Origin of the sequence: Paenibacillus chondroitinus NBRC 15376, assembly GCF_004000765.1 — a bacterium.
In the GTDB taxonomy this organism is placed as follows: domain Bacteria; phylum Bacillota; class Bacilli; order Paenibacillales; family NBRC-103111; genus Paenibacillus_E; species Paenibacillus_E chondroitinus.
Genome location: NZ_BILW01000016.1, coordinates 73952 through 93838 on the forward strand (window position 1 = coordinate 73952; position 19887 = coordinate 93838).

Below are 19887 nucleotides of genomic sequence, written 5' to 3' on the forward strand. Positions count from 1 at the left end.
GCAACTAGGGGGATTCACATGGAACGGGGAAATGCAAATAGTCTGACTCGCAGGGAGAGCGAATGGGCGAATAGAGCAAGAATGTTGATCTCCTGTCCGGATCAGCCGGGCATCGTGGCGGCAGTGTCACAGTTTTTGTATGAATATGGCGCGAATATCGTGCAGTCCGACCAGTATACGATGGATCCGGAAGGCGGGATGTTTTTCATCCGCATAGAGTTTGACTTGGATGACCTGGAAAACCGCGTGCAGCAATTGAAAGAAGCTTTTTCAGTCGTTGCTGACAAGTTCTCCATGGATTGGAGCCTGTCACTAGCTAATCAGAAGAAGCGTATTGCGATCTTTGTTTCGAAGGAAGATCATGCTTTGCTTGAGCTTCTCTGGCACTGGCGTGCAGGCGATTTGAATGCGGATATTGCGATGGTGATCTCCAATCACCCGGATATGCAATCGCTGGTAGAGCCTTTCGGCATTCCGTATTACCATATTCCGGTTACGGCAGATACGAAGGCTGAAGCGGAGCGCCGCCAGTTGGAAGTCGTGGGAGACAAAGTGGACGCTATTGTACTTGCCCGCTATATGCAGATCGTTTCACCGTCTTTCATCAAGCATTACTCCAACCGCATCATCAATATTCACCATTCTTTCTTGCCTGCTTTTGTAGGTGGTAAGCCGTATGCCCAAGCGCATAACCGCGGCGTGAAAATTATTGGCGCAACCGCCCATTATGTGACGGAAGAACTAGATGGCGGCCCTATTATTGAACAGGACGTTCAACGGGTTAGCCACCGTGATAATGTGGAAGACTTGAAGCGAATCGGCCGCCATATTGAACGGATCGTTCTAGCCAGAGCTGTTGCTTGGCATGTAGAAGATCGAATTATTGTTCATAATAATAAGACTGTCGTTTTCAATTGATGGGAAAACTAGGCTGTATCCAATTTAGGATGCAGTCTTTTTGCTGGTATGCGCAAATCCGACGAGTTTTAACGGTTTATTGTGGCAAAGCCTCAAAGCAAATGGTACAATAATGCAAGCGAGAAAAGTCACTTGTATGTACAAGTTATGACTTAGGTAAGTAGAGACATATAGGAGGGAATTTTCGAAATGACAGTAACAAATAAAACAATCGAACAATTAGCAGTTGACACGATTCGTACGTTAGGTATCGATGCCGTTGAGAAAGCTAAATCCGGTCACCCTGGTATGGTCATGGGGGCTGCTCCAATGGCGTACGTGCTGTGGAAGCAGCATATGAAGCACAACCCGGCGAATCCGAAATGGGTTAATCGTGACCGTTTCGTACTTTCTGCGGGTCATGGCTCCATGCTCCTATACAGCCTTCTTCACTTGTGTGGATATGATTTGCCGATCGAAGAGATCAAAAACTTCCGTCAATGGGGAAGCAAAACACCAGGACATCCGGAATACGGTCACACGCCAGGTGTTGACGCAACAACCGGTCCACTTGGACAAGGGATTGGTATGGCCGTAGGTATGGCAATGGCGGAAGCTCACCTGAGAGAGACATATAACAAAGAAAACTTCCCTGTTATCGATCATTATACATACGCGATCTGTGGCGATGGCGACATGATGGAAGGCGTTTCCTCTGAAGCGGTATCCTTGGCGGCTCACCTGAAACTGGGCAAATTGATTATGCTTTACGATTCAAATGATATCTCGCTGGATGGCGAGCTGAATATGGCATTCTCCGAAAACGTGCAGGCACGTTTTGAAGCTTATGGCTGGCAAGTGCTGCGTGTAGAAGAGCAAAACGATCTTGCTGCAATCTCCAAAGCGATCGCTGAAGCGAAAGCTGACACAACTCGTCCGACTTTGATTGAAGTGAAAACGACAATCGGTTTCGGCAGCCCGAACAAAGGTGGAAAAGGCGGACACGTTGGACCTCACGGATCCCCACTTGGTGGCGACGAAGTGAAATTGACGAAACAAGCGTACGGTTGGCCGGAAGAACCAGACTTCTTGGTTCCTGATGAAGTTCGTGCCCACTATGCGGAAATTGGTAAGGAAGGCGCTGCAGCTGAACAAGCTTGGAGCACTCTTTTAAATGATTACATTAAAGCCTATCCAGAATTGGGTAACCAATTCAGTGCAGCGGTTAATAATGAACTGCCTGCAGGTTGGGATGCAAACCTTCCGGTTTACAGCACTTCGGACAAGCCTATGGCAACTCGTGTCGCTTCCGGTAATGCGATCAACGCGATTGCTCCTTTGCTTCCACAATTGATTGGTGGGTCCGCGGATCTGGCGAGCTCCAATAATACGATGATCAAAGGCGAGTCCAACTATAGCGCAAGCAACTATGCGGGCCGCAATCTATGGTTTGGTGTTCGTGAGTTCGGTATGGGTACAGCAATGAACGGTATGGCACTTCACGGCGGCGTGAAAGTATACGGTGCAACATTCTTCGTGTTCTCCGACTACCTGCGTGCGTCCATCCGTCTAGCGGCACTTATGCAGCTTCCGGTTATCTATGTTCTTACACATGACAGTATCGCAGTTGGTGAAGATGGACCGACACATGAGCCGATTGAGCAATTGCCAGCGCTTCGTGTTATTCCGGGCATTACAGTCATTCGCCCTGCGGACGGTAACGAAACTTCCGAAGCATGGCGTTATGCGGTCGCTGAAGCTAAAGGACCGGTTGCGCTCGTATTGACTCGTCAAAATCTGCCGATCCTCGAAGGAACGGTTGAAGGTGCGAAAGCGAATCTGAGCAAAGGTGGATACGTAGTATCCGACGCAGCTAACGGTAAACCGGATGCTCAAATTCTTGCAACAGGTTCCGAAGTACAATTGGCTGTCGCGGCGCAAAAGCTGCTTCAAGCTGAAGGTATCAACGTTCGCGTTGTCAGCTTGCCAAGCTTGGAACTGTTCGAGAAACAGTCCAAAGAATACAAAGATTCCGTCATTCTTCCAGATGTCAAAAAACGTCTTGCTGTTGAGATGGCATTCCCGCTTGGTTGGGAACGTTATGTAGGCGATGAAGGTTCCATCTTAGGCATTTCCACGTTCGGTGCATCCGCGCCTGGCGATTTGGTTCTGAAAGAGTACGGCTTCTCACCAGAGAACGTTGCAGCTAGAGTTAAAGCTCTATTGGCTTAGAACAAACATAGCCGCGTTATTCACAAAGCCATAGCCCACCATGCGTGGGCTTAGCCTTATTTTATAGCCATTTTAGAGGGGGAACTATAAATCATGTCCAGCTTTGAAAATGTAACGGTATTGACGAAAGCTAACGTTTATTTTGACGGTAAAGTAACAAGCCGCACAGTACAATTCGCGGATGGTACGAAAAAAACATTGGGGATTTTGCTTCCGGGTGAGTATGAATTCGGTACTGATGTGAAAGAAATTATGGAAATCCAAGCTGGTGAGCTGAACGTCCTTCTTCCAGGCAGCAGCGAATGGATCAGCATCAAGGGACAAGGTGAATTCACAGTTCCAGCGAATGCAAAATTCAAGCTTGATGTGAAAACAGTTAGCGATTATATCTGCTCTTATATTAGTGAATAGGTAATCCTATCCCATACATCGGATGAACATTGTTCATGGATGTGTGGGATTTTTTTATTTGAGGGGCTTGTGCGAATCACTCCAAGGGTATAAAGTGCGAACCTCCATCTGAAGCACCTCTTCGATATCATTCATCCGCAGCCATAGCTGCTGTATATCGAAGAGTCCTTCTAGATGGGCAGCATGTCGAAGCTTCAAACTGGAGAGGGAAATACCAATGGCGTGAGGACGCTCCGGATGGACGATGAGGTCCTCCAACAGCACGGTGATGCCGGCATCGAACTCGTTAATCTCTTCCATGTTCAGCTGCTGAAAAGGTGCTCCCAGCGGCACATAGAGCGAATTTTTGCTGAAATCAAGCTCGTTTGGCCGAAACCGCAGTGATAGAAGGATAGGAACGATGCCCTCTTCATGATAATCATAAAAGACGGTTAGCTTTGCCACCTGCAGGCACCCCCCTAGATTTTAAAAACTCCAGCTTGTTCATGATTAAACGCGTCGCTTCGGACCAATTGGACGGATCGTATTTCTTGTTTGACTGGTTTTGGGTATATTGTTGAAACTCGTAGTCCAGGGAACCCTGCAGGACACGTCTCTCTATTTGATCGATCCGCGCTTTGGCAAGCCGGTAAGTGACTTGGAATTCTTCAGAAAGATAGGCGATCAATTCATTTTTGTTCTCAGGCAGCGCGAGGTTTCTCAGCATGGAGAGGGGAAGCGCCGCATAGAGTTGGAAAGCGGATGCGTCCTGCTCCTGCCAATTTACATAACGATCAGGCATTGCCATCTGGTTGCCGGAGTGCCGGAGAACATGGCAGAGTTCGTGCAGGAAATCTTCCCACTGCTCCTTGGGGGAGAGGCGACGGTCAACGTTAATGCTGAACTGCCCGTTACTTTCGATCGCCATACTGTTCATATCCATGGTATACACCCAAATGCGCAGCTTAGCCGCCAAATGCGTCATGCAAAGCTGAGAGGGCATTGTGATTTCGTGCTGCTCATATAAAGCTTCGACCCATTGTTCCAGAGGGGTTGTTTGATAGTGAGTAAACAGGGAAAACACCTCGATATGATTGAAATGAGAATATATGTTCGTTTTATAGGGATAAAGAAAAGCCCGAGGGGCTTAACTTCCTATCATATGTACTATTGCTCGCTATCCGGTGTACGGTTCATCTGCTGCTCTTTGATAAAGTGCCAGAACCGAAGCATTTCGTCCCGTCTTTCCTTTGGCGCACTTTGGAAGTCCTTAAAGAATAGGCTGACCTCAGGATCATCGATATCGCTAACCCCAGGTCCGGAAGGGGCATCCAGTGACTCTTCATCCGTCGGCGCAAAGCCAGCGAGCAGCAAGAGCTCGTCCTTGTCAGCGCGATTAAGCGCATCAGCTAACGCAATGACCGTTTCCCTGGATGGATTGAAGCGGTTATTTTCTATGGAGTTAATAAATGAATAACTAACACCGGACCGCTCTCCAAGCTCTCTAAGGGTAAAATGGTTCTGTTTGCGCAGCTGCCGGATTTGAAGGCCGAACTGGACCATATCTTTCATCGATTCATCACCTGTTCCTTATTGTAAATGGTTTGAGGTATAAAAAACAAGCGTTTTTTTCGTTTCTCAAAACTTTTGTGTTGAAATTATAAACAAGTTTAGCGTATGATTTGTTTATAATTTCAAAACGACAAATTTTGGGAGATGATGAGGATGTTGGAACAAGTTTTACACATAGAGCAAGATCAGATCGACAAGCGGGCTACGCGGAAAAGGGTGGAGAGTCTGCTGGATACCGTTCGGTTATACCAGACGCTCGGAAGTGTTCGCAGAGATGGTGCGATGCATGATGCGCATAAGGTGGCGGAAATGTCTGCTGAATATATCGTGGCATCTGCACGGGAGGAGCAGGCAGCGCTCTTATATGACGAGGTTGAGCAGGCGCTGTCGCGGCTGGACGAGCAGGAGGAGGAGATTATACGGAGACGCTACTTGCAGAAGGAGAAAGTGCTGGACTGTTTCCTATATCATGATTTCAATTTTAGTGAACGAACTTATCGCAGGGTCAAGGGGGGAGCACTCGATAAGCTAGCTTACATGTTGAGGGTAGTGGTCATTCGAACATCAAAATAACGTGTCCGAAAGTTGGCCGTTTATTGGCAGTCCATTCGAACTGAGGCATGGTAAGATCGATGTGTAGACCAAGAAGGCGGTGATGCTGCTGAAGAAGATCGAAGTAATCAATCTCCTGAAGTCTTTAAGCAAGACTCATTGGGAGAAGATGAAAGGATGTGGTTGAGGTAAAGAAAAAAATGTTTTGAATTTCAAAACAAAACAAGAAAAGAGGTGAGAGAATGAATGATTAACATGGCCAAACAATTGGCGCTGTTTTTACAAGCGAAAGGAGAGGGAACGCTCGGCACGGATCTGTTTGTGGATAGCGATTCTCAGAGCCCTGATGAGGCTATTACCCTTTGCCATGTCGGAGGCAGCGCGGAATTCAAGCTGGACGCTCCTGGCAGTTGGCGCAAGCTGAGCCTGCTGGTTAGAAGCGCAACCGCTGAGGGGGCGCAGGAGAGAATTTGGCGTCTCATTGGCCGCATGTTGGAGCCGGAGGAGGGTACCATTCAGGTGGATGGTGGACTGTATACGGTGCAAATTACGTCGCTGCCGGCAGGACAAGCTTTAGATGCACAAGGAAGAACTTCTATGAAAGCCGTCTTCCTGCTTAAGCAAATCAAGCCTGTCGTCGAATCGTGGCTGGAAGCTATCTCGCAATTCACGGAAACCGCACTTGGCGTGCAATGGCGTGTCTATCGCGGTTTCAACGGGACCTGCCGACCCGCAGTCTCATGGCAGTGTACAGGTTGGCACAGCGCAGCAGCCTCGCGAGGTGTTCAGCAGCTGTCCAAGCAATTCGTCGGCCATATTGCCGCTAGATCGGCAAGTGAATACCAGCTGGCAGCGCAAGTGCTGATGCTTGGCTTGGCTGAGCAGGCCAAATTGCCGCTTGGCGGATTAGGCGGCAGATGGTTAACAGTGCTGGACGCTCAAGCAGCGACTCGATCCGGTGATTTGTTTACGGGTGTGCTGACAGTAACATTGACGGGTGCTGCCGGCGTCACACCTGGTTCGAGTCCGTTGATAGCTGGTGTGCATACTGAACCAAAAATATAAAAAAGAGGTGACTGTTTGTGAAACAAAGCAAAACACAAATAAGCAGCAATACGAGTGATGAAATCGTGATGTATGACAAAGAAGAGCTAATGGCAAATTCTAAGGATCTCTTTGATTGTGCACCGGAAGTAATCGTTGGTGCCTTACAAGGAGATTCCGAAACGATGTATGCAATCGCCTATGTCAATCAAGCGGTTCAAAACTTTTTACAAAGGAAGGTGCAGGAATAATGGCAGGTGGAACTTGGAGTGTAACGGATCGACCGGTATTACCGGGATTTTATATGAACTTTGAGGCGGCGGCGCTAAGTGCGATCTTGCCGGGAAGTCAAGGTGTCGTTGCCGTGCCGGTTAAAGCAAATTGGGGAGCAGTGAGACAATTTGTTGAGATAACGAGTGAGCAAGGTATCTATGATGCTTTCGGTCGCGATCAAAGCGGCTCGGCTTCCGCGCAAGCCATTTTGAAGTTGGCCTTGCTGGGTAAGCCGAAGAAGGTGTTAGCTTACCGAATTGCGGATGCCACAGCAGCCAAAGCAGCTTTAACGCTGAAAGATTCGGCTTCGGCCAATGTATTGAAGTTAGAAGCTACATACGAAGGTGCGCGAGGTAACGGCTTCTCGGTCATTCTTCAGACGAATGCCGTCGATGCGTCGAAAAAGGATTTGAAGCTGCTTGAAGGCTCCTCTGTTCTGAAGACATTTACATTCTCGGCCAGTACCGTTCAGGCCGCAGCGGATGCTCTAAATCAAGACAACGGTAATGTTTGGCTGACAGCAACCGTTCTTGCCCCAGGCAATGGTACGCTAGCTGCCGTCTCAGGCAGTGCGTTGACTGGCGGCAGCTCGGGTATCAGCGGGATTGCTTCAGCGGATTACCTGAATGCTCTAAGCGCACTAGAGACACAGGAATTCCATGTGCTTGCGCTGGATGGAGTCACAGATACGGGCATTCAAGCATCGGTTGCTGCTTGGACGAGTCGTTTGCGCTCTGAAGGGAAAGGCATTACAACGGTACTTGGCAGTTCTACCGCTGATGATACTGCTTCTGATGCAGCAAGTCGGGCAGCGGCACGCAGCGCTTTATTCAATCATGAAGCAATTGTCAATGTAGGGACTGGAGCGATTCTCGCGGGTACAAGCTATAGCTCGGCATGGGTAGCAGCTTATGTAGCGGGGCTAATTGCGGGTCAAAAGCTGAGTGAATCTACGACTTACGCAGCTGCTCCGTTCAGTGATGTGACACGAAGATGGACGCGCAGCGAACAGGAGAGTTCGGTGAAAAACGGCGTTTTCCTGCTGTATCATGACGGTCAGAGGGTGAAAACGCTGCGTGGAATGAATTCACTCGTTTCTCTGCGCCAAGGACAAAATGCAGCTTGGAAGAAAATTCGTACGATTCGTGTCATGGATGCCATCAATCAGGATCTTCTGCGAACAGCGGAAGAGGCGTATATCGGAAAAGTAAATAACACAGAGGAAGGGCGTCTGGCTCTGGTGGAGTCAGCCAAGCGGTATATGCAGACATTGGCACAAGCCGGCGTCATTGAAACATCAAGCTTCGATGTGTATCTGGACCCGGCTTATTACGGAGAAACCGCTGAACTGACGCCAGAACCTGATCAAGTATATATCAAGTGGGATGCGCAGCTGACAGATGTGATGGAACAAATTTTTGGCACTTTTATCGTACATTAAGGGGGATTACGAATGAGTTTAGATGCGAGCAGAGTAATTTTAGGAACATATGGTTCGGTATTTATCGGTGGCGTATGGCAAACCAACTTTAATCATTTGGAAGCGAATGTGGAGATGCAGAAGAAAGAGCTCCAGCTTGCGGGAGATCCGTGGGTTCGGCATAAAAAAGGTGCGATGAAAGGCACCGGGACACTCAGCGGTTTCAAAGTTACGAGCGATATGATCGCAAGAGGATTTGATAAATTCAGTCTTGTATCCAAGTTGAATGATCCTGATGCATATGGTTTCGAACGGATTACACTAAACAATGTCATGCTGGACAAGCTTCAGTTGGCCAATTGGACGGCAGGGGAGGAAGTGAAGGAAGAAGTAGCATTTACATTCGAAGGCTATACGCTTAATGATCCTATCCGGGCTATTTAATCAGTTCAACAAAAGGAGGAATAGATGATGTTAACAGATGAACAAATTTTGCAAAAGCTGCTTGAGGCTGACCAGCTCCCGGAGAAAACCGTGACAATCGCTAGATTCGGTGTTCCCATTTTACTGCGCGGTCTGACTGGAAAGCAGGTGTTTACGCTCCGCGAACGATGCACAGAACGTGCCGATCGTCGAGGTGTACAAACCGATCGGCTTGATGAAGAGCAGTTTAATGTCGCTCTGATCTTCGCTGCAACCGTCTCCCCCAACTGGGGGGACCCTCGGCTGCTTGCGAAGTACCAGGCCAGCTCCGGTGAGGAAGTGATTAAGCGCATCTTGCTCGCAGGCGAACTGTCCGCGCTTGGCGATGAAGTGCTGGATTTGAGCGGATTTAATACAACGCTGGATGAAGTAAAAAACTAATTACCTCCGGGGGGCTGCCGGCGATGCTCCACGCGATATGGATGCGTCATCACCTGCGCCCCGGAGTATTCTGGACATTGCCTCGTGGGGAGCAGCAGTTCCTGCTTGCCAGTATGGAATTAGAGCTGGAGCATGAACATGCGCTGGAGCGGGAGCGCGAACGCGCAAGGAGGTGAAGTGATGAGTGAAATCGTGATGGTTAACAATTTGGCACGAGTCATGGCTGCGCAAGAGCGATTGCGCAGTTTGGTAGAACGGACAGGGTCTTCAGCGCAGCGGCTGACGGGGTTATTTAACAAAGCGGCTGAGGCCGGAACGAAGCTGAGCCAGATTACGGCAAGGCCTGCGATCGCAGGTCGGGATTACTTTTCTTTTGTTATAGACCGTATGCTGTTGCAGCTGGCGGACTTGGGACATACGAAGGTCGATGTGAAGCTGATGATCAACGATCAAATTATTCGGACGGCGAAGCAGCTGCGGGAGCTGCTGCAAGGGCTTGGCGGTGAGTTTTCCGGAAGTTTGGAGGGAAAGACGAAAGCTTCGGCGTCCGCTTCAGCAACTGCGGCTGTAATCATTGCCGCCCCACCTGAAAAAGGTCAGCTGGACAAGTGGCTTGACCGACTTTTGATCATGGCCGAAATTGTGAAGTTACTTGGTGAGGCCTTCGAGGCTTTTGGCAAAGGATTCAAAAGCTTTGCACAAGGGCTCAAAATTTTAAAAGGCTTGTTTGCCGGAAACGGCGGTAAGAAAGAGAAATGCAAGGACCCCTGCAAGGATAATGGCGGTAAACGTACGAAATCTGATGCCGATTCGAAGACCAAATCCAGATCGGGAACCAGGACGAAGAACAAGACAGGTGCGAGGTCGAAGAATAGGGCGGGAGCCAGGACCAAAACACGGGCAGGTGACCGTACAAATACGAGCCCAGGCGGCGGCAGGAACAAATCGAGAGTTAGAACGAGAAACGGCGGACAGGACAGAGGTCGTCAAATCGTTCAAGGCGATAGAGGAGGACATCCGGCTGAGCCAAGAACGTCTAACCGGTTAGGTAAGTTTAGCCGAGCCTCCAAGCTGCTCAGAACGACAGGTAAAGTGCTCAAACCGCTAGGAATCGGGTTGTCTGCACTGGATATTCTGACCTCGGACAATAAAGTGGGCGCTGTGATCCAAGCAGGTGCCGGTGTAGCTGGAGCTGCACTGGGTGCATTCGCCGGTTCTATTGTTCCTGGCGCCGGTACGGCTGTTGGAGGCATTATCGGTGGCTGGCTGGGGGATAAAGCAGGAGAGTTGATCGTCAATAAATGGTTTTCGGGGAAAGAAAAAGAACCTCCGAAAGAGGCGCGGACTGAGTTGTTGCCCGCAGATCGCGAGACTATTTTGATGTCCGCTTCAGCAGCGAGTGCTGGTGTGAGCGAAGGCGTTACTTCGAACAACTACAATATTTCTGTGGATGGTATTACGGTTAATATGCCGAAGGAAAAAGTGGACATGGAGGAACTGGCGATTACCATTGGTCACCAGATTGTTATGCAAATTGGAGCAGCTATCCAAAATCGTACGGAGAACGGAGGCCGAGCCTATGGATACTAAAGAAATGAATTTTACTTTGGAGGATCCCAATGGCATTTCCCTATGGTTTCCTGTGAATCCGTCCGAAGTTACTATTCGACGTGACAAAAGCTTTGAAACCATCACCATAATCCGTGGCGGTGAGTTGGATGTTCCGCAAGGTGTAAAAGTGAAGGAGATTGCATTCTCATCCTTTTTCCCGGCGGTGTATGATGCGAGTTATTGCAAATATAAGCAGCTGCCTGATCCCCAAACGGCGATGAATCAGCTTAATACGTGGATGGAGGGGCGAGATCCGCTTCGGCTTATCATTACGGGCACAGATGTCAACGTACTTGTAATGCTGTCTGCTCATAATAGCAGCTTCAAGGGCGGGGAGCCTGGCGATGTGTATTTTGATCTCATTTTTCGTACATGGAAAGATTACAAAATGAGAACACTGGATGAGCGCAGCGGCAGTTCGGGTGGACAGACAAGGCCTGATATTAAGCCGGTTTCTGCTACTTATCGGGTACAGCCGGGTGATTCACTTTGGTCTATTGCGAAAATGAAGCTCGGTTCAGGCAGCCGCTGGCGTGACCTCTACGAAGGGAATCGTACGCTTATCGGCGACGATCCTGATCTGATTTTACCTGGGCAGGAGTTGGTGATGCCGGTATGACAAATAACCTTTCGGATGGATCTTATGATATTTGGCTGGATGGGTCCTATGCGCTTCGAGACTTAATTTATGAGCTGACACTTGAAGAGGCGCTTGACGAAATTTCCTATAGGGCACAGGCTACAATCGTCGTCCCCCCGGATTTTCCAGGTATGAAGCCAGGTCAGGATGTACGAGTCGTAGGAGTACCCTACGGTAGTTCGAAGCAAGAAGATTTACTCCATCCCGCCGTTGTCTGGCAGTGCGAGAATAGTTATGAACGGGCGGATCGGCTGACGGTGACGATGTATGATCGTACGATTTATTTGGCTAAGTCGGAGGATGAATTTGTGTTTCCCGCAGGAATGACGGCAAGTGAACGCATACGCCGTTATGCGACGGGATGGAATATTATTGTGGGGGATTTGCCGGATACGAAAGTTAAGCTGGCGAAGTCCATCTATCGCGCAGAGACGATTTACAACATGATCATGAAAGATTTGAAAGAAACCGCTCGGAAGGGCGGACCGATGTACCGGCCACGAATGACAGTAAACGGTCTTGAGCTAGTGGAAATTGGCTCTAACTCTGTCGTATGGTCGCTGGAGCCGAGTGAAAATGTGATGAACATCATGCAAAAACGAACGTTGGAAGGTGCAGTAACCAAAGTGAAAGTACTCGGGACCAAAGAAGCAGGAGATGAGGGCGCAGCCCAAGTTTTAGTTATCGAAGAAGGTGAGTTAGCCGAACTGGGTACCCTGCAGAAAATCGTGCAGGACAGCAGCTATCGATCCGTCAGCGAAGCCAAAGAAGCGGCGAAAGCCATGCTTTCGGGCATACAGGAAACAATTAGCGTAACATCTCTCGATATTAATACCATTCGCGCTGGTGATAAGGTCGATCTGGCTGGAAGCGGGATGGAGTTGATTGCTATGACGGTTAGGCACGAGCTTGGTGATCCCGGCAAAATGGTGCTGGAATTGGGCAGCCCTGAGTTGGTTCGAAGGAGGTTCTATATGAATGAATCCGTATAAAAAGCTGGCAGCTGCATTAGACAACCGGATGTCTGTCCATGCGAGCTCGGCTGTAGCAGGAATGCCCGCTGAGCTGGGGACGATTACGGCAGGGGGGTTAAAACTTGATAGTTTTAAACATGAGATTTCCGACTACTATGTGGCGGATTGGATGACCAAGCTGTTTCTGCCGTCTTTTACAATCAGCGGTACGGTGACGGGCTTAACCAGTGGTAATGTGCCGGTAACCGGGCAAGGAAGATTTGCTTTTTCCGAATCAGAGGTCGAAGATGTACGGATTGCGTTTCAATCCGGCTTGAAGATAGGGGACCGTGTGCTGGCTATACCTGTGAATGATGGGAATGATGCTGTAATTTTGTGCAAGGTGGTGAAATAGATGCCGAATTTATTTCCGCTCGCGGTTACAGAAAAGAGTCAGCTGCCATTGCTAGGAGCAGGTACGGGAAGGGGGACAGTTGGATTCGGACGTAGTCCGAAGTTTGATTATGCCCTTGGGGAGTTTGTGCTGACGCAGACAGGAAGAATAGCCGAGTGTAGCGACACGGAAGCTTGGTTGCAATGGTGTCAGAAAGCTTTGCTTACTCAACGTTATACTTATCTGGCTTATTCACGGACTTATGGTCAGGAATTCGATGATTTGATAGCTAGACAATTGTCCAAACCAGCCAATGAAATGGAGATTGCCCGTATTACAAAAGAAACTCTGATGGTTGATCCGCGTACGGCGAGCGTTGGCCCCTTTACATGGAAGTGGAATCAAAGTGAGTGTTCGTTTCAATGCCAAATTACGAATGTTCGAGGCGATAAGAAAAATATCCTAGGAAGTGTGGTGATTAGTTAGCATGACCGTTATACCGAATTATTTGGCTGAACAAACCGAAGAAGCGATTCGAGGCCGTATGTTGGGCAATTTGCCTTCTGATTTGGACAAATCCGAAGGTTCCTACATGTGGGATGCGTTGGCTCCAGTCTCTATTGAGCTGGCGCTGGCGGCGATTCAGTCGCAGGAAGTCTTGCGGCGGGGGTTTGCCGGAACGACTTACGGTCCTTATCTGGACCTGCGTTGTGCGGAGCACGGAGTAACGCGCAAAGCTGCGGTGAAGGCCGCTGGCACCGTACGGTTTACGGGTTCGCCCGGTACGGCAATTCCTCCAGGCACTCGTATCGGAACATTGGCGGATACCGTGCAGGGGACGGCTTCCTTACTTTTTGAAACGATGGTCCCCGCTGTTATCGACAGCTCGGGTAGCGTGACATTGGAAGCTCAGGCCGTTTTAGGAGGTTTGAACAGCAATGTTCCGAGTGAGTCCATTGTCTTCGTAGTAGCACCGCATGCCGGAATCACTGGCGTGACGAATGTCACCCCAATGGTCGGCGGTGAAGATGCTGAAAGCGATAGCTCGCTGCTGAACCGTTATTATGCCAAAGTACGTTCCCCGGGTACAAGCGGTAATCGAGCTGACTATCTCAACTGGGCGCTTGATATTGCCGGCGTTGGAGCTGCTCAGGTGCAGCCGCTATGGAACGGCCCCGGGACGGTAAAGGTCGTCATCATCGGCACGGATAAAAGAAGCGCATCCCCTTCCACCGTGGCCGCCGTGCAGCAGTATATTTACCCGGCTCCGCCACTGACGGGCAAAGCACCGATCGGCGCGGTTGTTACCGTTGAGTCGGCCTCTGAAATTGCCATCGCTCTGCAGGCTAATCTTTTCTTGTATGGCACAAGAACGCTCGATCAGGTGAAACAAGATTTCGCCGTGGCTGTTCGCAACTATTTATCCGAACTGGCGTTCTCTTCTGATCCCAACGTACGTTACGTTCGTATTGGTTCTCTGCTGCTCGATACACAGGGGGTGCAAGATTACAGCAATCTGCTGGTGAATGGTATGAGCGCCAACGTTGTGGTAGGTACCGGTCGAGTTGCTGTCTTGGGGGAGGTGACGCTCACATGAGTTTCGTCACTTCCCCAAGCGGAAGGCGCATGAAGGGCTACTTGCCCGACTATTACGAAACGTCGCGGGTCATGGACTCTATCCTGCAAGCGCAGGGCGCGGAGCTGGATCAATTGCGTATCTCCCTGGAGGAGACACTGCAGCAGTTCTTTGTCAGCTCCGCTACGTGGGGGCTGGATGCTTGGGAGGCCGAGCTCGGCATCGCGACGGTGCCGGACAAGCCTGACGATCAGCGCCGGGCGGTGATCCATGCGAAGCTGCGCGGTGTCGGCACCGTCACCGTTGAGCTGCTGCATAGCGTGGCCAGCGCGTATGAGCGCGGAGCCGTCGAGGTCACACAGCAGCCGACGATGTACCAGTTCACCGTGCGCTTCGTCGACACGTTGGGTACGCCGCCGAACTTGGGTGACCTGCAGGCGGCCATTGAGGAAATTAAGCCGGCCCATTTGCAGGTCGTGTACCAGTATAAATATTTTCTGCTTAATCAGCTTCATCAGACGATGACTATAAAAGACTTGCAAACGAGGAAAATGACCGACTTCGCGCCATTTATTCCCGTTTCATAAGGAGGGAGCAAGCTTATGCCTAGCACGACCATGAACTTGGGACTTTATAAGAAAAACCCGTCTACGGACGGGAATGATACCTTTGATATTAATACGATGCTCAACGATAACTGGGATAGAGTTGATGCACAGCTCGGCGCACAGTTCGCCGACGCAGCTCCGACTCCCGTTAATTTGGTAAACGGGCTGCAGGTGGTTGATGTCCCGCAGACGGCACCGCTGGAGAATTTGCGGATAACGGGGCGGACGTTGGTTAATTTGTTGGGGCGGGATGGGAATTGTGAGGATTTAAGTAAGTGGAGTGCTTTTCAGTCCACACAATCCCTTAATACAGCAAACATAAAATATGGCAACAACTCAATTAAAGTAACTGCAACATCTGCTAATTATGCAGCGACCTGCAAAAATAACATAAGCTTACCGAGTGGTAATAAATATCTTGTATTGGCCGAGTTTAATGCTGGAACAGCGCCATATGCTGCTATAGAAGTTACTTCCGCAATAGGTGTATCAACTGGCGTAACGACTACAACAGGGTTTGGTCTTGCATATAGGAAATTTATTTCAACTGGATCAGTAGGCATCAATCTATACACGATTGCTACAGCTGCGGGTCAGTTCTTTTATGTGGATGGTGTACGGCTTTATGCATTATCGGATGCAGAGTATTCGGCAATTGATGGTATGACAACAACACAAATTGCAGCTAAATACCCATATGTAGATGATGTTAAGCATGTAACCGCTCCGTATGTCATTAAGTATGGGGAGAACTTGTTGCCGCCACTTTATGATTACAACCTGAATTCAGGTTCTCCAACCATTGTTTCTCCTTACAGCGGCTTGGTTACAAACAATGATAAATTCATTATTCAAATTCCGGTAATTGCAGGACAAGCATACTCTATTTCCGCTACATCTTTTGATACAAATGGTAGAATCTTTGTCGCTGAAAATGGTGGAGCAACTAAGGTTGATATTTCAGGCAGCGGACTACTTAAATCCGAAAACTTCACTATTGGGGCAGGAATTACACAAATTAATATAAGGTTATTAGGGCTATCTGCAACACCAACAGCCATGTCTAATCCAATACTTAACCTTGGCTCAACAGCTAAGCCCTTTGTAGGGCGTAATGATAATCTTATTACTTTCCCTAACGTAAGGCTTGCGGGCTCTATTGATGGTACAGTGTATGACACATTGTTTGAGCGTGACGGAAAATACTTTATTGAAAGACGGTTTCATGAAGTAACTTTAGATGGCAGGTTGAATTGGGGAATCAATACGGACTTTACGGGATATAAGCGTGTCTATATTAACGTGGGGGCTAACATTACTGCCAATACTCAACGCGGTGTAAAATATGATGGTAAAATTTTGGGGGCTATTTCAGCCGTCGATGGTATCCAGTTAAACAATGACGGGAATCTATTTTTAGATATTGCTGACACGGACAGCGGATGGGGAGAAAGCTATTTACCTTCCAACGACGAGGTAAAGGCATATTTCTATGGTTGGAAGATGTATGATGGCGTTAACGGCGCTAATTCGTATGTGAGTGGAACTAAAGCGTGGTGCTATCGTGCTTCAGTTGGGTACTCGGGTGGAACTAATACACTCCCTACAGTCATAATCCCTGCAAACGGATTTTGGTCACCGTACAGGATAAGCTATCAACTTGCTACACCATTATTCCAAGAGATCTCGGTAGAAGGCGGCATATCATTTCATGAGGGATTGAATAAGATTGAAGTAGGACAAGGAATGATTGTACGGGAGAAAGCTAACCCGAATACGGCAGACCCGGGATTCTATCGATTTAATAGTTCGTATTTATTTGATTCTAAGTTAACAAACAGGACGAGCAGAATTTTAACTATTTATAAGAATGGTAAAGTCGATACCGCAAAATGGATTTTGATTAACGGGCTTGATTCTGGATTTGCATACGGGACACAATATGCCCAAATATCGGCAGCTAACTTTGACTCAACAGCCGTATACGAAGTCACCTATCTAGCTCTAGAACAATACTTGCTTTCCATTCCTGTTCAAGCTATAACAGGCCAAGTGGCAAGCAACTTAAAGACGGTCGTTGAAATACTGGCAACGGATCAGGCAGACAACGAAGCACGGTTAAGTGCAACAGAGCAACTAGCCCAACAAATTTACAACGTTCCGAAGCAGACAACGGCTCCAATGTCCTTGTACGTTGATGCGGTAAATGGTGTGGATAATAATGATGGCAGCGCGACTAGACCGTTTAAGACGATACAACGAGCGGTTAACAGCATCCCGCAAATTGTCAGTCACCTGTGCACTATTTATGTAGCAGCGGGAACATATGCAGAAGATGTCACGGTGTTAAACTACACTGGACAAATTACTATTATAGCAGCGAATACGGCACAAGACGCAACGAAAGTTAACTCTATCTCAATCAACCACTGTAAAGGTAGATTTGAAGTTACAGGATTTACTGCTACTTCGGCAACGACACCGGGGTTTAATGCGTTGTATTGCGATGCAGCAATATTTAATACTTGTTGGGTGACGGCATTTTCTGCAACACAGCCTGCTTTTGCCTACGTTACTTCTGTAGGAAGAGTCCAAGCAGGGGCCGCAGCAGGTAGGACGGTAGGCATTTTGGCTACCTCATATAGTCAAATTGCGGTTGTTCAAGTTGGAGGATCAGGAAATTCCGTGGGAGTTCAATCGGAGTATGGTTCGCATATCGGCATTCACAGCGTACCAACACCAACAGGTTCTATCAATTTTGTAACGCAATTAGGCGGCTTGATCGTCTCGACAAACGGTGTTCTTAACCCATGGGGGGATAACACTCAAGATCAACGTACAGCGGTACTCGCTCAACATGCAACAGCGGGCGTGGCAGTTTCTGCTAATGTTGACACGTTTTTAACATATACCACTGCGGTAAATCAAGGTGGCGCGTGGGATGGAGTAAATAAATTCACAGCACCCTCGGACGGATGGTATTTAATTTCAGCACATAATAGCTTCGTAGGCGTGAGCGGAACACCTAACATTGTTTATTCGGTCTATATTGACGGTGTAGGGTATTTAGAAAATATGGGTGCGCATATGGTTCAGTCTGCATCTACTTACTGTAATGGAGCAGCAAATAAAATTATAAAGCTTACAAAAGGGCAGTATTTTCGGGTAGCCGTAAACATTAATCAGGCATGTACTACGAATCCGGATGCAAGGGCTAGTCGATTAGAAATAGTACGCATAGCGTAAGAAAAAGGAGACTAAGAAGCATGGATATGGTTAAAAGTATTTTTCACTTATTCCCAGGTGCGCAGCCTGGCGCAGACTTCAGAATAGCCGTGGATACTTCCGAAGAAAACATGAAGCCTTATATTTCGTTTTGGAACCTTGAAGCCGCTCAACCAACCGAAGAAGAACTACAAGCCGCATGGAAAGCCATGCAGCCAACACCCGAATCCCAAATCGCCAATGCTAAACTCTCAAAAACAGCCGAACTCAACACAGCATGCAACGCAGCAATACTTGCAGGTTTCACCTCCAACGTCTTAGGCGCAAACCACACCTACGACTTCGACTACGAAGCGCAAACGAATCTCAACACGATGCTCAACGCAATCATAGCTGGTCTAGTCTCTGAACCTATCATTTGGAAAGCTAGCAACAAGCTTCAGCCACATACGATTGATCAATTTAAGACATTGTTCACAGACAGTCTCACCCACAAAACGACCAGCATCAACAAGTATTGGGAGTTAAAAATGACCGTCGAATCAGCGAACAGCATGGAGGGTGTGGCATCTATCTCATGGTAAATATTTTGAAAACACAACCATTCTTCCTCCCATCTCAAAAGAAAGGAGCGAAACCAATGAACCAAGTTATGTTCAGCTCGATTTTGGCTGCGCTTAGCGCATGCGTGACCTATGCCTTCGGCGGGTTGAGTGAGTTGCTGGGACTCTTCCTGATGACAATCGCCGTAGACTATGTCACAGGTATTGCGGCCTCCATGAAGGAACAGCGCGGTCTGAACAGCCAAGTTGGCTTTTGGGGGCTTACCCGCAAAGGAATGATGCTGCTTGTGATCATGCTGGCTCACCGAATGGACTTACTACTAGACACGAATATCATGATGACAGGGGCAATCTATTTTTATTTGGCCAATGAGTTTATCTCGATCACTGAAAATTATGGACGGCTAGGGCTGCCGCTGCCCAGCTTTTTGAAACAAATGATTCAAGTACTTCGCAACAAGAGTGAAGGTCTATGAACAAAGAACGTTTTATCGAGCAAGTGGCACCTGCTGCACAAGCGAATATGCGGGAGTTCGGTATTTTGGCAAGCGTGACGATAGCTCAGGCCATTTTGGAAAGCGGCTGGGGTAACCATGCGCCAGGCAACAATTTGTTTGGCATCAAGGGGAGCGGGCAACAGTTAGTTACGCAGGAGTTCATTAACGGCAGATGGCTGCAAATTGTTGATGGCTTCTGTGTTTACGACAGTTGGTATGAAAGCATTCGTGATCATTCCTATTTTCTATCCCAAAATCCCAGGTATGCCAATGTCTTGCATGAACTGGACTACCGATTGGCCTGTCAGAAGCTGCAGCAAGCAGGTTACGCAACCGATCCGCTTTATGCGGACAAACTGATTCGTATTATTGAAGGGAGCGATCTCACGAGATTTGATCAGATTGAAGGGAAAGGGGAGTATATGATGAGTAGTGAAGATGCGGATAAAATCATTATGTTTCTGTCCGCCGCTTGGACAAGCACTGAAGATGCTGAAGCTAGAGCGGAGTTTCATCGCTTGGCGGACGAGCTCCGGAAAGCATCCGGGCAACTGTGATGAGCCTGTAAGAATAAGA

At 48.4% G+C, this 19887-nt stretch carries 24 protein-coding genes; 21 read left to right on the top strand and 3 right to left on the bottom strand.

All coding sequences use genetic code 11. From position 1 onward, the window contains the following. Nucleotides 1-18: 18 nt before the first annotated feature. The 3 genes from purU to ppnP all read left to right on the top strand — a co-directional run bounded on the left by purU (nt 19) and on the right by ppnP (nt 3540). Nucleotides 19-918 carry a formyltetrahydrofolate deformylase gene (gene purU, locus PCH02S_RS18705; protein ID WP_127455458.1) on the top strand — a complete coding sequence of 300 codons (900 nt, stop codon included), beginning with the start codon at nt 19-21 and terminating at the stop codon, nt 916-918. A 189-nt stretch (nt 919-1107) separates the two neighbouring features. Next, nucleotides 1108-3129, top strand: a complete 2022-nt coding sequence (gene tkt, locus PCH02S_RS18710) for a transketolase (RefSeq protein ID WP_127455459.1) — start codon at nt 1108-1110, stop codon at nt 3127-3129. A gap of 93 nt (nt 3130-3222) precedes the next feature. Beyond that, nucleotides 3223-3540 carry a pyrimidine/purine nucleoside phosphorylase gene (ppnP, locus tag PCH02S_RS18715; protein ID WP_127455460.1) on the top strand — a complete coding sequence of 106 codons (318 nt, stop codon included), beginning with the start codon at nt 3223-3225 and terminating at the stop codon, nt 3538-3540. Nucleotides 3541-3594: 54 nt separating this feature from the next. Here the strand turns inward: ppnP and PCH02S_RS18720 are convergent, their stop codons facing one another. The 3 genes from PCH02S_RS18720 to PCH02S_RS18730 form a co-directional block, all read right to left on the bottom strand. Further along, nucleotides 3595-3984 (bottom strand): hypothetical protein, encoded by a 390-nt coding sequence (locus PCH02S_RS18720; RefSeq protein ID WP_127455461.1) that lies wholly within the window; start codon nt 3982-3984, stop codon nt 3595-3597. Then, entirely contained in the window at nt 3959-4522 is a 564-nt protein-coding gene (locus PCH02S_RS18725) for an ImmA/IrrE family metallo-endopeptidase (protein WP_127455462.1), read from the bottom strand. Before PCH02S_RS18725 ends, PCH02S_RS18720 begins: the two co-directional genes overlap by 26 nt. Before the next feature lie 164 nt (nt 4523-4686). Beyond that, nucleotides 4687-5091 carry a helix-turn-helix domain-containing protein gene (locus PCH02S_RS18730; RefSeq protein WP_127455463.1) on the bottom strand — a complete coding sequence of 135 codons (405 nt, stop codon included), beginning with the start codon at nt 5089-5091 and terminating at the stop codon, nt 4687-4689. Between the two features lie 153 nt (nt 5092-5244). On the opposite strand from PCH02S_RS18730, the gene PCH02S_RS18735 reads away from it, so the two are divergent. From PCH02S_RS18735 to PCH02S_RS18815, 18 genes are all read left to right on the top strand, one after another. Continuing rightward, nucleotides 5245-5664: a hypothetical protein gene (locus tag PCH02S_RS18735; RefSeq protein WP_127455464.1), complete on the top strand. Its 420-nt coding sequence runs from the start codon at nt 5245-5247 to the stop codon at nt 5662-5664. A gap of 225 nt (nt 5665-5889) precedes the next feature. Beyond that, the gene (locus PCH02S_RS18740) at nt 5890-6708 is read left to right on the top strand and encodes a minor capsid protein (protein ID WP_127455465.1); all 819 of its coding nucleotides are present in this window, start codon (nt 5890-5892) and stop codon (nt 6706-6708) included. Between the two features lie 17 nt (nt 6709-6725). Then, nucleotides 6726-6938: a hypothetical protein gene (locus PCH02S_RS18745; protein WP_127455466.1), complete on the top strand. Its 213-nt coding sequence runs from the start codon at nt 6726-6728 to the stop codon at nt 6936-6938. After that, nucleotides 6938-8401: a phage tail sheath subtilisin-like domain-containing protein gene (locus PCH02S_RS18750; RefSeq protein ID WP_127455467.1), complete on the top strand. Its 1464-nt coding sequence runs from the start codon at nt 6938-6940 to the stop codon at nt 8399-8401. The genes PCH02S_RS18745 and PCH02S_RS18750 overlap by 1 nt, the downstream gene beginning before the upstream one ends. Nucleotides 8402-8413: 12 nt before the next feature. Continuing rightward, nucleotides 8414-8824: a phage tail tube protein gene (locus PCH02S_RS18755; protein ID WP_127455468.1), complete on the top strand. Its 411-nt coding sequence runs from the start codon at nt 8414-8416 to the stop codon at nt 8822-8824. Nucleotides 8825-8848: 24 nt separating this feature from the next. Continuing rightward, nucleotides 8849-9244 carry a phage tail assembly chaperone gene (locus PCH02S_RS18760; RefSeq protein ID WP_127455469.1) on the top strand — a complete coding sequence of 132 codons (396 nt, stop codon included), beginning with the start codon at nt 8849-8851 and terminating at the stop codon, nt 9242-9244. Between the two features lie 23 nt (nt 9245-9267). Further along, nucleotides 9268-9420: a hypothetical protein gene (locus PCH02S_RS35775; protein ID WP_164819622.1), complete on the top strand. Its 153-nt coding sequence runs from the start codon at nt 9268-9270 to the stop codon at nt 9418-9420. A gap of 4 nt (nt 9421-9424) precedes the next feature. Continuing rightward, nucleotides 9425-10834, top strand: coding sequence for a hypothetical protein (locus tag PCH02S_RS18765; protein WP_127455470.1), 1410 nt, complete (start codon nt 9425-9427; stop codon nt 10832-10834). Continuing rightward, the gene (locus PCH02S_RS18770; RefSeq protein ID WP_246069153.1) at nt 10824-11474 is read left to right on the top strand and encodes a LysM peptidoglycan-binding domain-containing protein; all 651 of its coding nucleotides are present in this window, start codon (nt 10824-10826) and stop codon (nt 11472-11474) included. The genes PCH02S_RS18765 and PCH02S_RS18770 overlap by 11 nt, the downstream gene beginning before the upstream one ends. Then, entirely contained in the window at nt 11471-12487 is a 1017-nt protein-coding gene (locus PCH02S_RS18775; protein ID WP_127455471.1) for an XkdQ/YqbQ family protein, read from the top strand. Before PCH02S_RS18770 ends, PCH02S_RS18775 begins: the two co-directional genes overlap by 4 nt. Then, nucleotides 12474-12863 (top strand): hypothetical protein, encoded by a 390-nt coding sequence (locus tag PCH02S_RS18780; RefSeq protein WP_127455472.1) that lies wholly within the window; start codon nt 12474-12476, stop codon nt 12861-12863. Before PCH02S_RS18775 ends, PCH02S_RS18780 begins: the two co-directional genes overlap by 14 nt. Next, the gene (locus PCH02S_RS18785) at nt 12864-13328 is read left to right on the top strand and encodes a DUF2634 domain-containing protein (RefSeq protein WP_127455473.1); all 465 of its coding nucleotides are present in this window, start codon (nt 12864-12866) and stop codon (nt 13326-13328) included. A gap of 1 nt (nt 13329) precedes the next feature. Continuing rightward, on the top strand, nt 13330-14439 hold the full coding sequence (locus tag PCH02S_RS18790; protein WP_127455474.1) for a baseplate J/gp47 family protein: 1110 nt from the start codon (nt 13330-13332) through the stop codon (nt 14437-14439). Beyond that, the gene (locus PCH02S_RS18795; RefSeq protein WP_127455475.1) at nt 14436-15005 is read left to right on the top strand and encodes a YmfQ family protein; all 570 of its coding nucleotides are present in this window, start codon (nt 14436-14438) and stop codon (nt 15003-15005) included. The genes PCH02S_RS18790 and PCH02S_RS18795 overlap by 4 nt, the downstream gene beginning before the upstream one ends. Before the next feature lie 15 nt (nt 15006-15020). After that, nucleotides 15021-18272: a pectinesterase family protein gene (locus tag PCH02S_RS18800; protein ID WP_127455476.1), complete on the top strand. Its 3252-nt coding sequence runs from the start codon at nt 15021-15023 to the stop codon at nt 18270-18272. 20 nt (nt 18273-18292) lie between these two features. Next, on the top strand, nt 18293-18835 hold the full coding sequence (locus PCH02S_RS18805; protein ID WP_127455477.1) for an XkdW family protein: 543 nt from the start codon (nt 18293-18295) through the stop codon (nt 18833-18835). Nucleotides 18836-18891: 56 nt separating this feature from the next. Continuing rightward, a complete protein-coding gene (locus tag PCH02S_RS18810; protein WP_127455478.1) occupies nt 18892-19290 on the top strand; it encodes a phage holin family protein in 399 nt (132 codons plus the stop codon). Further along, the gene (locus tag PCH02S_RS18815; protein WP_127455479.1) at nt 19287-19868 is read left to right on the top strand and encodes a glycoside hydrolase family 73 protein; all 582 of its coding nucleotides are present in this window, start codon (nt 19287-19289) and stop codon (nt 19866-19868) included. Before PCH02S_RS18810 ends, PCH02S_RS18815 begins: the two co-directional genes overlap by 4 nt. Nucleotides 19869-19887 lie beyond the last annotated feature (19 nt).